This is a genomic window from Streptomyces sp. NPDC051211 (assembly GCF_040689505.1).
In the GTDB taxonomy this organism is placed as follows: Bacteria; Actinomycetota; Actinomycetes; order Streptomycetales; family Streptomycetaceae; genus Streptomyces.
In genome coordinates, this window is the sequence record NZ_JBFBAV010000028.1 from 1 (window position 1) to 12,522 (window position 12,522).

Genomic DNA, 12,522 nt, shown 5'->3' on the forward strand with positions numbered 1-12,522 from the left:
GGGGGGGGGGTAATAGCTCCGCGCCGCGGCCGCCTGTCGGGTGCGGCGCCGTTGCCGGGGGCCAGCCCCCGGACCCCCGCGCCTCAAACGCCGGCGGGGCTGGAAGTGCCGCTGCGCGGCAATCCAGCTGGGAGCGTCGCCCGGCGGGGCTGGAAGTGCCGCTGCGCGGCAACCCAGCTGGGAGCGTCGCCCGGCGGGGGAGGGTGCCGGGCGGGGCTGGAAGTGTCGCTGTGCGGCAGCCCAGCCGCGTGGGTCCGGCGGGGCTGGATGTGCCGCTGCGCGGCAATCCAGCTGGGAGCGTCGCCCGGCGGGGGAGGGTGCCCGGCGGGGCTGGAAGTGCCGCTGGGCGGCAACCCAGCCGCGTGGGTCCGGCGGGGCTGGATGTGCCGCTGCGCGGCAACCCAGCTGGGAGCGTCGCCCGGCGGGGGAGGGTGCCCGGCGGGGCTGGAAGTGCCGCTGTGCGGCGGCCCAGCCGCGTGGGCGCGGCGGGGTGGAGTTGCCGGTGGCGACCCAGCCGGCGGGCGGGACGCTCCGGCCTCGTCGGGGGGAAGGGCGGGGCTGGACCTGGTGGGGGGTGGGGGCTAGCGTCGGCGGGGCGGGGAAACTCGCGCTGCTAGGTTCCCGACTCCGCCGGAGGCAACCCGTGTTCGTGCCCACCGACCCCCTCGGTCTCGACGAGCTCCTCACCCCCGAAGACCTCGCCGTCCGAGACACCGTGCGCGGCTGGGCCGCCGACCGGGTGCTGCCGCACATCGCCGGGTGGTACGAAGACGGAGAGCTGCCCGGCATCCGGGAGCTCGCCCGCGAGCTGGGCGCGCTGGGGGCGCTCGGGATGTCCCTCGAGGGGTACGGCTGCGCGGGCGCCAGCGCCGTCCAGTACGGGCTGGCCTGCCTGGAGCTGGAGGCCGCGGACTCCGGGATCCGCTCGCTGGTCTCCGTACAGGGCTCGCTCGCCATGTACGCGATCCACCGCTACGGCTCCGAGGAGCAGAAGCAGCGCTGGCTGCCCGGCATGGCCGCGGGCGAGCTCATCGGCTGCTTCGGGCTGACCGAGCCGGACGTCGGCTCCGACCCCGCCGCCATGCGCACGTACGCGAAGCGCGACGGCAGCGACTGGGTGCTCAACGGGCGCAAGATGTGGATCACCAATGGGTCGGTGGCCGCCGTCGCCGTGGTCTGGGCGCAGACCGACGAGGGGATCAGGGGGTTCGCCGTCCCCACCGACAGCCCCGGCTTCCAGGCGCCGGAGATCAAGCACAAGTGGTCCCTGCGGGCCAGTGTCACCAGCGAGCTCGTGATGGACGACGTACGGCTGCCCGCCGACGCCGTGCTGCCGGGGGTCACCGGGCTGAAGGGCCCGCTCGGCTGTCTCAGTCACGCCCGGTACGGGATCGTCTGGGGTTCGATGGGTGCGGCGCGCGCCAGTTTCGAGGCCGCGCTCGACTACGCGCGGACGCGGGAGCAGTTCGGGAAGCCGATCGGCGGCTTCCAGCTCACCCAGGCCAAGCTCGCCGACATGGCGCTGGAGCTGCACAAGGGGATCCTGCTCGCCCACCACCTGGGGCGGCGGATGGACGCCGGTTCCCTGCGGCCGGAGCAGATCAGCTTCGGCAAGCTCAACAACGTCCGCGAGGCCATCGAGATCTGCCGCACCGCGCGCACGATCCTCGGCGCGAACGGGATCAGCCTCGAATACCCCGTCATGCGGCACGCGACCAACCTCGAATCGGTCCTCACCTACGAGGGCACCGTCGAGATGCACCAACTGGTGCTGGGCAAGGCGCTCACCGGGCTGGATGCCTTCCGGTAGGCCGGTGAGGGCCTTGCTCAGCTCTGGTTGAAGAAGCCGTCGGCGGCGCGGCCGCCCGCCTCGCCGTTCACGATCTGGGTGTCGGCCGGGGTCAGCAGGAAGACCCTGGTCGCCACCCGCTCGATCGAGCCGCGCAGGCCGAAGGTCAGGCCGGCCGCGAAGTCGACCACGCGCTTCGCGTCGGACGGGTCCATCGAGGACAGGTTCACGATCACCGGAACGCCCTCGCGGAACAGTTCGCCGATGCCCCGCGCGTCACGGAACCCGTCCGGAGTGACCGTGGCGATCCGCCGGCCCTGGTCGACGGCGGATTCCGACGCCACCTTCACCCGGGGGTCGGTGACCCACTGGTCGCCGGCGTGCGGACCCTGCGGTGCCTCCGCGTACTCGTCGTCGTAGTAACGCTCGTCGTCGCTGTCCTCTACGAGACCCAGCCAGGCACTCGCCTTGCGCACCGAACCCATGGACGCCTCCTTTCACCGCGGCTGTCGTCTGTCTTCATCTCCGCAATCCCTATGGTCGTCCATGATGCTGACAACGCGCCAAGTGGATAGCCGCCGCGCAGGGCTTTCGTGACGGTACTGGTGCAGAACATCCGGTCCACGCTCAAGGTTCTCGGGAGCTACCGCTGCTGTCTGAGTGAAAATACGACCACTGCCTCCGTCCGGGTGGCCGCAGGGGACGTACGGGTGAAGGCCGTGGCTGGATACGATGCCCCGCACGCACGTAGATGACACACCGGGGGCACCACTTTGTTCGGCATCGTCAGACCATGCACCCACCGGCTCGGCGACCGGTTCAAGGCGGAGTGGATGGCCCATCTCTGCGGACTCTGCCTGGCACTTCGGGGAGAACACGGCCAGGCGTCCAGGATCGTCACCAACTACGACGGGCTGCTGGTCTCCGTTCTGACGGAAGCTCAGACCGGACCGGTGACGGGCACGCGGCGCACCGCCGGCCCCTGCCCGCTGCGCGGCATGCGCACCGCCGCCGTGGCCGACGGCGAGGGCGCCCGGCTCGCGGCGGCCGTCTCGCTGGTGCTGGCATCGGCGAAGATACGCGACCACGTGGCCGACCGGGACGGGCTGTTGGCCCGGGCCCCGATCGCCGCCGCCGCACGCAGGGTGGCCCGCGGCTGGGACCGGGCCGGGGCCCGCACGGGGGCCGCGCTCGGCTTCGACACCGCCGTCCTCGTCGACGCGGTGGACCGGCAGACGGGCATCGAGGCCCTGGCCGGCCCCGGCACGCCCCTGCTGACGGTGACCGAGCCCACCGAGACCGCGACCGCCGCCGCCTTCGCCCATACCGCGACCCTGGCCGGACGTCCAGGCAACGCCCCCGCCCTCGCCGAGGCCGGCCGCTACTTCGGGCGGCTCGCACACCTGCTGGACGCGGTGGAGGACCGGGCCGCGGACGCCGCGGCCGGCGCCTGGAACCCGCTGACCGCCACCGGAACCCCGCTCACCGAGGCCCGCCGGCTGTGCGAGGACGCGCTGCACGGGATCCGGCTGGCCCTGCGCGACGCCGAGTTCGCCGACGACGGGCTCGCCCACCGGCTGCTCGTCCACGAGCTGCGCGCCTCGGTGGACCGGGCGTTCGGCACCAGCAGCTGCGGGCACGCGGCGACCGCCTCGGCGGGCGGCCCGGGCGGGGGACCGGGCGCCGGCCAGGGGGCGGGCCCGTACGGGAACCCCCAGCCGTACGGGAACCCCCAGCCGTACGGCACACCGGCGTACGGGCAGAACCCGAACCCCTACGGCGGTGTGCCGTACGGGCAGAACCCCTACGGCGGCGGTGCCCCCGGCGGACCCGGCGGGCCGGGAATGCCCCCGCCGCCCGGCCCCGGCGGCTTCGGTGCGCCGCAGCAGCCGCAGCGGCGCGGCTTCTGGGCGGGCTGCGCCGTCGCGATCGGGCTCTTCTGCACCTGCCGGATCTGCTGCGCCGAGGAGTACGAGGGCCCCTGGTCCCGGAAGAAGCGCGAGGGCTGCTGCCAGAACTGCGACTGCAACCCGGGCTGCGGCGAATGCTGCTGCTGCCCCTGCGACGGCTGCTGAGCCCCCCTCAGATCCGCGCCGTCCTCCTCAGGTCCGTACGGCCTACCGCACCCGCGCCGCCCGCGCGGGTGTGGAAATCTTGAGCGGCATGAGCGATGACGCAGCCGCCGCCTGGAAGCAGCGGCACGATCACCGGGTGGACACGGTGTCCGCCCCTTGCGGATCCCTCGCCCCGACCGGCACCCTCCCCCAGACTCCGTCCGGGGGGGACCCCCGGGCTCGCCGATTACACGGAAGGTCGAATTCCGGCCGTTCCGGGGCAGTGGCGCGAGAACGACGGCGGCGTCGTCCTCACCGCCACCGGCGCCGACGGGCTCACGCTCGACGGCGAGCCCTTCACGTACGCGCTGACCCGGCCGCTTCCGCCCGTACGGCGAGGACCGGACCGTACAGGTGGAGAACGCGGACGGGCTGCACCGCGGATCATCCGTCCCTTCCCTCCGCCCGGGAACACCCTGCCCTTCGATGCCGCGGCGGGCGAGCGGCGGCTGAAACACGCCCTTGCCGACCGGTAACCGCCGACAGCACACTCCCGAGCAGCGCTTGTCAGGACACGGCCAAGTCTCGCTACCCACGGGCCCGGCCGTGCCCCTGACTGCGCCTCACCGAACCCCCACACCCCCCACGGGAGGACGAGAAGTGAGGATCAAGCGCATCACCCCCACCCGGGCGGCCGCGTTCGCGGCAGGCCTGGCCGCCGTCGTCGCGCTCGCCGTACCGGCAACCACCGCCACCGCCGACGACCAGCCCGCCGGCGGCTACAGCGCCGACCGGCTCGCCTCGGCCGACGCATCGTTGCTGCGCGCCGACGTCGCGGGTACCGCCTGGCACACCGACACCGCCACCGGCACCCTGGTGGTCACCGCCGACTCCACGGTCTCCAACGCCGACATCGCCAGGATCAAGCGCGAAGCGGGCCGCGACGCAGGCGCCCTGCGCATCGAACGCACCCCCGGCAAGATCACCAAGCTGCTGTCCGGCGGCGACGCCATCTACGCCAGCAGCTGGCGCTGCTCGGCGGGCTTCAACGTCCGCAGCGGCACCACGTACTACGTGCTGACGGCCGGCCACTGCACCGACGGCGCCGGCACCTGGTACACCAACTCGGCCCGCACCACCTCCATCGGGCCGACCGTCGGCTCCAGCTTCCCCGGCAACGACTACGGGCTCGTCCGTTACGCCAACACCTCCCTCTCGCACCCCGGCACGGTCGGCGGCCAGGACATCACCAGCGCCATCGACGCCACCGTGGGCCTGTCCGTCACCCGGCGCGGCTCCACCACCGGCACCCACAGCGGCCAGGTCACCGGGCTCAACGCCACCGTCAACTACGGCGGCGGCGACATCGTCTACGGCATGATCCGCACCAACGTGTGCGCCGAGCCCGGGGACAGCGGCGGCCCGCTGTACTCCGGCACCCGGGCCGTCGGCCTGACCTCCGGCGGCAGCGGCAACTGCTCCTCCGGCGGGACGACCTTCTTCCAGCCGGTCCGGGAGGCGCTCAGCGCCTACGGAGTGAGTGTGTACTGATCCGTCCGCCCTACGGCACAATCGTGAACCCCCGCCCCAACTCCTGGGCGGGGGTTCGTCATTGAGGGAAGGGGCGGCGGCGCATGAGCAGGACGTCCTCCGGGCCGCTGCCGGACGCGCAGCGGCGGATCCGGCGCAACCCCTGGCTGTTCACCGCGCCGTTGGTGCTGCTGTGCGTGCTTTCCGCCGTCCTGGTCTGGGAGGTCGTGCGCGGGAACATGTCCGAGGCCGCCCGCGCCCACTGGCCCTGGCGGCTCCAGCTGATGAGCGAGGAGCCCCTGGCCAGCCTGCTGGCCGTCTCGGTCGGCGCCGTCCTGGCCCGGGCCCAGTACGCCCGTACGGTCCGGCCCGTGCTGGGCTGGCGGTCCGAGTACGTCGCGGGACTGCTGCCGGGCCAGGGCAAGGACTGGGAGGTGGGCGTCATCAACGGGGGCCAGCACAACGTGGCGCTGGTGCGGGTCGACTACCACCTGGTGCCGGCCTCCGCAGCGGACGCCGAGGTGGAGTGGCTGAGCCTGGGCACCGTCGGGGACCGGCTGGCCGCGGCGGGACTGCAGGCCGCGGTCGACTTCCGGCTCATCGCCTTCGGCCCGGGCTTCCCGCTGGTCGCGACGGGTACGTACGAGACGGTCACGGTGGGCGTCTTCTCGAAGCGGTTCATCGACGAGGTGGCCGAGCTCCATATGCGCCTCCGGGTGACGGACAGCGTCGGGGACACCCACGAGCGCATCGTCCGCTGCCTGCGGGGCGCCCGGGAAGCGGTGGTCGCGCCCGTGGAATGAGCTCAGTGGGGTTCCAGCCAGTCCAGGGCCTCCGACAGCGCGTACTGCGCGGCGAAGTGCCCGGCCCCCGGCTCCAGTACGGCCGTACAGTGCGCGATGTTCCGGGCCAGCCAGCGGAAGTGGCCCAGCGGCGAGAAGGCGTCCTCGGCGCCCCGCCACAGCAGGACCGGGCAGGTCACGGCGGCGGGGTCGAAGCCCCAGGGGCGGGTGAACGCCAGTACGTCGTCCACCCAGCCGTGCGCGGACACCCGGAGCGCCTCGCGGTGGTTGTCCAGGAGGCTCCGGCGGACCCGCTCGTCCGCCAGGACCGGCAGATCGGGACCCGACAGATCGGCGCGCAGGTCTTCGAGCAGCCGGCCCGGATCGCGGCGGGCGGCGTCGGCGGCGGCGGTGACCTGCCGCTCCAGGGCCGCCGGGTCGCGGGCCGCGAGGCCGTAGTGCTGCACGTTGTACGGGGTCATGCCGGCGTACCAGTCGAGCCCGGGCGCGTCCTGCGGCGCCAGGCTGACCAGGGCGGCCACCGCCGTCACCCGGGCCGGGAGCAGGGCCGCGCAGGCGAGGGCGTGCGGGCCGCCGCCGGAGCGGCCGACCACGGCGAAGGCGTCCACGCCGAGGGCGTCCGCGACGGCGGCCGCGTCGGCGGCGGCACCGGCGACCCGGCGCTCCGGCGCGCGCTGCGAGTCGCCGTAGCCGGGCCGGTCGTAGGCGAAGAACCGGAAGGCCGGGTAACGGTCGGTGATATCGCGCAGCGCCGCCCCGAGGCGGCTCCCGGGGGTGCCGTGGTGCAGCAGGACGGGAAAGCCGCCCGGCTCTCCCCAGACCTCGGCCACCAGCCTGCGGCCGTCCGCCGCTGCCACCTGGATGCGCATGCGCCGATGGAACCACAGCCGTACTTGTGAAGGCTTTCACGAGCTGGGGCGATTCGGCGCGCCGCCGGGCTCCGCACCCCGGCCCGGCGGTCAGCCGGGTGCGACCAGCCGGGCGGCGGCCGAGCGGGCCAGTTCCAGGGCCCGGGCCCGGTCCGCGCCGCGCTGGCCCAGCACCACCCGGGTGCTCAGCCCGTCCAGCAGGGCCAGCAGTTCCGAGGCCCGCGCGGGCACGTCCGTCTCCGCGAACCTGCCCTGCGCCACGCCCTTGGCCAGCAGGGCCTCCAGATCGCGCTGCCAGCCCTCGTCGATCTCCTCCTGGGCGGCCCGCAGCGGCTGGTTGGAGGCCGTACGCGCCCACAGCTCGATCCACAGCGTCCAGCGCGGGTCGCGCGGGCCGCGCGGCAGGTACAGCTCCAGGAAGAGCTCGAGCTTGCGGGTGGCGGTGACCCGGCGGCCCAGCAGCGCCGTGCGCTCGGCGGTCAGCTGCTGCTCGCTCCAGCGCAGCGCCTCCAGCAGCAGCCGGTCCTTGCTGCCGAAGTAGTACAGGATGTGGCCGCCGCTGGTGCCGAGCCGCTCGGCCAGCTTGGACATGGTCAGCGCCGCCAGACCGTCCTCGGCGATCGCCGCCATGGCCTCTTCCAGCATCCGCTCCTGGGCGATCTGCCCGTCGCGCCGCCGTGCCGCTCCCGCCACTGCCTCCGCCCTTCGATCTTCGTGGGGCGACCTTATCCCGGACAGGGTCTTGACGGGGGCGAGGTCCACCCTCCATCTTGAATGCCATTCAAGAAGTTAGAACGCCATTCAAGATATTCAAGGTCAGGGTGTGTAGATGAGCGACGAGGTGTTCAGGGTCGAGACACGCGGCATCGACCCCATCCCGGACGGTGAGCGGCACGGCAGCGCCAAGGACCTCTTCTGGCTCTGGTTCGGCTCCAACCTCACCTTCACCTACGTGATCAACGGCGCCCTCGCCGTGGCCTTCGGGCTCACCTTCTGGCAGGCCACCGCCGTGGTCGTGATCAGCGGACTGGCCTTCTTCGCGATCAGCGCCGCCGGCCTGTCCGGCGTCCGCACCGGCACCGCCACCCTCGTCATCTCCCGCGCCGCCTTCGGCGTCCGCGGAAACCTCCCCGCCGGCGTCCTCAACTGGGTGGTCGGCATCGGCTACACCGTCGTCAACACCGTGGTCGGCACCCTCGCCCTCGAAGTGTTCTTCGCCGAACTCGGGCTGCCCGACGGCACCTTCGGCCGGGCCGTCGCCCTCTTCATCACCCTCGCGCTGACCTTCGCCGTGGCCATGTGGGGCCACGCCACCGTCCAGTTCGCCGAACGCTGGATGGCGTACGCGCTCGCCGCCGGCTTCGCCGGCCTGCTCGCCTTCGTCCTGCCCGGCACCGACACCTCCGCCCCCGCGACCGCCGCCCCCGGTCTGTCCGGCTGGAGCCTGGCCTTCGTCATCATGCTGGCCGCGCCGTTCTCGTACCTGCCGATGCCCGCCGACTACACCCGCTACCTGCCCCGCACCACCTCCCTCCGCTCCCTCACCTGGTACGGCGCCCTCGGCGGCTTCCTCTCCTCCGTCGCCCTCGGCATCGCGGGCGTCGCCGCCGCCACCCGGACCGACATGAGCGATGCGGTCGCCGGCGCCGAAAGCCTGCTGCCCGGCTGGTTCCAGCCGCTGTTCCTGGCCCTCGTCCTCGGCGGCTCCGTCACCAACTCGATCATCACGCTCTACTCCTCCAGCCTGAACCTGCAGGTCCTCGGCATCCCGTGGAGCCGCACCAAGGCCATCGCGGTCAGCGCCGCCGTCACCGCCCTCGGCTCGCTCGGCGCCCTCTTCCTCACCGACTTCACCAGCGGGCTGCTCTCCTTCCTCTCCCTGCTGATCATCGTGTTCGCACCCTGGGGCGGGGTCTTCCTCGCCGACATGCTGCTGCGCCGCTGCCGGTACGACGACCGGGCCCTGCACGCCGCTGGACCGGAGGGCGCGTACTGGTACCGCTCCGGCTACCACCCGGCCGGTGTGGCCGCCCTCCTCGCCGGCATCGCCTTCGCCGCCCTGACCTGCGACTCCGAACTGTGGACCGGTCCGCTGGTGGCCCCGCTCGGCGGCGCCGACCTCACCCTGCTGGGCTCGGTCGTCTCCGGCCTCACCTACTGGGCCCTCGTCCGGCGGGTCACCGCCTACGCCCCCGCCGCCTGACCCCCCGCCCCACCTCCCCTGCAACAGGAGCACCACCCATGACCCCTCCCGCCGACCTGCTGCTCACCGGAGCCCGGATCCACACCGTCGACCCGGACCTCCCCGAGGCCGAGGCGCTCGCCGTGCGCGACGGCCGGATCGTCTGGGTCGGCCCGGACGCCGAGGCCGGGCGCTGGGCCGGGCCGGACACCGAGCGGATCCACGCGGCCGGCCGGCTGGTCCTGCCCGGGTTCATCGACGCCCACAACCACGTCCGGCTCGGCTCCGACGAGGCCTGCGTGCAACTGGCCGGCGCGCGCACCCTGGAGGAGATCCACGAGCGGATATGGGTGTGGCGCACCGCGAACCCGGACGCCGAGTGGATCGAGGCCGAGGCCTTCGACTACTCCGCCCTCCCGGGCGGGCGGATGCCGTGCGCCGCCGACCTCGACCCGGTCACCGGCGACACCCCGGCGATCGTGCTCTCGTACGACGTCCACACGGCCTGGCTGAACACCGCCGCGCTGCACCGGCTCGGCGTCACCCGCGACCGTACGGACCTGCCCTTCGGCACCGCCGAGACCGACCCGGCCACCGGCGAACCCACCGGATTCGTCAAGGACTTCGCGGTCAAGGGCCTCTCCCGGGACGGCCACCGCGCGCTGCGCGAGCTCGGCGTGCCGTGGGCCTCGCCGGAACGGCAGTACCGGCGCCTCGCCAAGAGCCTCGACGACGCCATCGGCTACGGCATCACCACCGTGGTCGAACCGCAGAACTCCCTCGACGACCTCGAACTCTTCGAGCGGGCCCGGTCCGAGGGGCGGCTGCGCTCCCGGATCGTCGCCGCCCTGTTCCACCCGCGCGGGACGAGCGACGCCGACCTCGACGCGTTCGCGGACACCGCCCGCCGGTTCGCCGGGGACCGGCTGCGGGTCGGCCCGCTCAAGCTGTACATCGACGACGTGGTGGAGCCCCGTACGGCCGCGCTGCTGGAGCCGTACGCCGGCTGCGGCCGGCACCGGGGCGCCACCTTCTACCCGCCCGAGGAGTTCGCGGAACTCCTCGCGAAGCTGGACGCGCGCGGCTTCCAGTGCTTCGTGCACGCCACTGGGGACCGGGGCATCCGCACCGTCCTCGACGCCGTGCAGCACACCCGCGCCGTCAACGGGCCGCGCGATGCCCGCCACCAGGTGGTGCACGTCGAATGCCTGGACCCGGCCGACGTGCCGCGGTTCGCCGAGCTCGGGGTGGTGGCCTGCATGCAGCCCCGGCACTGCGCCCCCGAGATCGCCGGGCCGGGGCAGGACTGGGCTTCGAACGTGGGGGAGGAGCGCTGGCACAAGGCCTGGCCGATGCGGAGCCTGCACGAGGCGGGCGCGGTGCTGGCCTTCTCCAGCGACTGGAACGTGGCCGAGATGGACCCGATGGTCGGCATCTACACGGCCGTCACCCGCCGCCCGCTGACCGGGGACGGACCGGCCTGGCAGCCGGCCGAGACGGTGGACGTGGCCACCGCCGTGCACGGCTACACCATGGGCTCCGCCTACGCCAACTTCCTGGAACAGGACCGGGGTTCGCTGACGGTGGGCAAGGCCGCGGACTTCGTGGTGCTGTCCCGGGACATCCTCGCCGTCGCCCCCGAGGAGATCCCGGGTACGGTCGCGGAGACGGTGGTGGTGGCGGGCGAGGTGGTCCACCGGGCCGCCTGACCCCGCGGGCCGGGGGTGCTCACCGGGCAGCCGCTCCGTCGGCCGCCCCGTCGGCGGCTCCGGTCGGCCGGTCGTCGTCGAGCGGGTCGTCGATCGGGTCACCGGGCAGCCCGCTGCCCACGGCGGCCCCCGCGCGGCCCCGGTGGACCACCGCGCAGGCCAGGGTGACGGCGGCACCGAGCACCGCCCAGCCGGCCAGCACCAGCATCGGCCCGCCGGCCCCGTTGCCCTTGAAGTAGGCGATGGAGCGGGCCGCGTAGGTGCCCGCGCCCGGCGGCAGGGCCGGGCCGATCGCCCGCCAGAACGGCGGCAGCAGCGGGTACGGATAGGCGCCGCCGGCGCTCGGGTTGCCGAGGACCACCACCAGCAGGATGGCCAGGCCGATGCCGACCACCCCGGCGAGGCCCTGGAAGGCCAGGGTGATCGCGCCGACCGCGAAGACGATCAGGGCGCCGAGCCCCCACAGGCCCCAGATGCTGCCGGGCAGCGCGCCCAGCACCGGACCGGCGATCACCGTGCCGAGCAGCCCGGCCACCACGGCGTACGCGAGCAGCGCGGCGAGCCGGATGACGGCGCGGGCGGAGTTCGCGGGCCGGGCCCCGGCACTGATCGCGAGGATCGCGGCGCACAGATAGCCGCCCACGCACCAGCCGACGACCAGGTAGAACGAGGACAGGCCGCGGGCGTCGCCCCGGCCGGCCGGGGCCACATCGGTGACCGTGACGGTACGGCCCTGGGCCCGCTCGACCGCGCCGACGATCTCTCCGAGGGCCTGCGAGAGGGAGGCGCCGGCCCCGCCGGCGACCAGCAGCCGGTCGGTGTTCCCGGCCGGGTCGATGATCAGCGCGCCGTCCACCTCCCGGTTCTCGATCTGCTCGACGGCGGCGGCCTCGTCCCGGACGGCGCGCGGGTCGAGCGGATCGCCGGGCAGGGAGCCGAGCCGGCTCACCGACTGCTCGGTGAGCCGGGCGACGGGCGCGGCCACGGCGATCGGGATCTCGCTCGGTTTCGGCTGGTGGAAGGCGCCGATGTAGGAGGTGATGAAGGCGAGCTGGAGCGCCAGCACCCCGACGACCAGCAGTGCGGCCCGGGTGGTCACCGCGTCCTTGATCTCGGCGAGGAAGGTCATGCCCCCACGCTCGGTGGGCCGGAAGGGGGACGCAGCAGGGGAGTGCCCGAACGGGTGAAACGGCGGCGGGACGGGTCACTCGAAGGATCGAACAAACGTTTCGTACGGACATTCGAATTGGTCTATGGTGGAGACGGGGGAGGTGTTCACTCGAGGGAAGCAGGAGGCGCGGGTGCCCGGGTTTACGCATCTGCACACCGTTTCCGGGTTCTCCATGCGCTACGGAGGCTCACACCCGGAACGGCTGGCGGAGCGTGCCGCCGAGCGGGGCATGGACGCCCTCGCGCTCACCGACCGCGACACCCTCGCGGGCGCGGTGCGGTTCGCCAAGGCCTGCGCGAAGGCCGGCATCCGTCCCCTGTTCGGGGTGGACCTGGCCGTGTCGCCGCCCGGCGGACCGGGCGCGGGCCGGCACCGGTCCTCGGGCTGGGACGACTACGCGGCTTTCCCCGAGGTG

General features: G+C 73.6%; 11 protein-coding genes. 7 read left to right on the plus strand and 4 right to left on the minus strand.

Annotated elements, in window-relative coordinates:
• Positions 1-643 precede the first annotated feature (643 nt).
• Positions 644-1,810: an acyl-CoA dehydrogenase family protein gene (locus AB0447_RS24420; RefSeq protein WP_366478866.1), complete on the plus strand. Its 1,167-nt coding sequence runs from the start codon at positions 644-646 to the stop codon at positions 1,808-1,810.
• 17 nt (positions 1,811-1,827) lie between these two features.
• Here the strand turns inward: AB0447_RS24420 and sepF are convergent, their stop codons facing one another.
• Positions 1,828-2,274: a cell division protein SepF gene (gene sepF, locus AB0447_RS24425; RefSeq protein ID WP_366478867.1), complete on the minus strand. Its 447-nt coding sequence runs from the start codon at positions 2,272-2,274 to the stop codon at positions 1,828-1,830.
• Positions 2,275-2,562: 288 nt separating this feature from the next.
• On the opposite strand from sepF, the gene AB0447_RS24430 reads away from it, so the two are divergent.
• The 3 genes from AB0447_RS24430 (at position 2,563) to AB0447_RS24440 (ending at position 6,176) form a co-directional block, all read left to right on the plus strand.
• Positions 2,563-3,864 carry a DUF5685 family protein gene (locus AB0447_RS24430; protein WP_366478868.1) on the plus strand — a complete coding sequence of 434 codons (1,302 nt, stop codon included), beginning with the start codon at positions 2,563-2,565 and terminating at the stop codon, positions 3,862-3,864.
• Between the two features lie 639 nt (positions 3,865-4,503).
• Positions 4,504-5,394: a S1 family peptidase gene (locus tag AB0447_RS24435; RefSeq protein WP_366478869.1), complete on the plus strand. Its 891-nt coding sequence runs from the start codon at positions 4,504-4,506 to the stop codon at positions 5,392-5,394.
• An 83-nt stretch (positions 5,395-5,477) separates the two neighbouring features.
• Positions 5,478-6,176, plus strand: a complete 699-nt coding sequence (locus AB0447_RS24440) for a hypothetical protein (protein WP_366478870.1) — start codon at positions 5,478-5,480, stop codon at positions 6,174-6,176.
• A gap of 2 nt (positions 6,177-6,178) precedes the next feature.
• Here the strand turns inward: AB0447_RS24440 and AB0447_RS24445 are convergent, their stop codons facing one another.
• Both AB0447_RS24445 and AB0447_RS24450 read right to left on the minus strand, forming a co-directional pair.
• Positions 6,179-7,045, minus strand: coding sequence for an alpha/beta hydrolase (locus AB0447_RS24445; RefSeq protein ID WP_366478871.1), 867 nt, complete (start codon positions 7,043-7,045; stop codon positions 6,179-6,181).
• A 90-nt stretch (positions 7,046-7,135) separates the two neighbouring features.
• Positions 7,136-7,738 (minus strand): TetR/AcrR family transcriptional regulator, encoded by a 603-nt coding sequence (locus tag AB0447_RS24450; protein WP_366478872.1) that lies wholly within the window; start codon positions 7,736-7,738, stop codon positions 7,136-7,138.
• A gap of 136 nt (positions 7,739-7,874) precedes the next feature.
• Here AB0447_RS24450 and AB0447_RS24455 point away from each other — a divergent pair, with 136 nt between their 5' ends.
• Positions 7,875-9,248, plus strand: coding sequence for a cytosine permease (locus tag AB0447_RS24455; RefSeq protein ID WP_366478873.1), 1,374 nt, complete (start codon positions 7,875-7,877; stop codon positions 9,246-9,248).
• Positions 9,249-9,286: 38 nt separating this feature from the next.
• Positions 9,287-10,936, plus strand: a complete 1,650-nt coding sequence (locus AB0447_RS24460) for an amidohydrolase (RefSeq protein ID WP_366478874.1) — start codon at positions 9,287-9,289, stop codon at positions 10,934-10,936.
• A gap of 19 nt (positions 10,937-10,955) precedes the next feature.
• On the opposite strand, the gene AB0447_RS24465 is transcribed toward AB0447_RS24460, so the two are convergent.
• A complete protein-coding gene (locus AB0447_RS24465; protein ID WP_366478875.1) occupies positions 10,956-12,065 on the minus strand; it encodes a DUF3533 domain-containing protein in 1,110 nt (369 codons plus the stop codon).
• Between the two features lie 214 nt (positions 12,066-12,279).
• Between AB0447_RS24465 and AB0447_RS24470 the strand changes: the two genes are divergently transcribed.
• Positions 12,280-12,522: PHP domain-containing protein (locus AB0447_RS24470; RefSeq protein ID WP_366478947.1), on the plus strand; the 243-nt coding region annotated here is incomplete at its 3' end.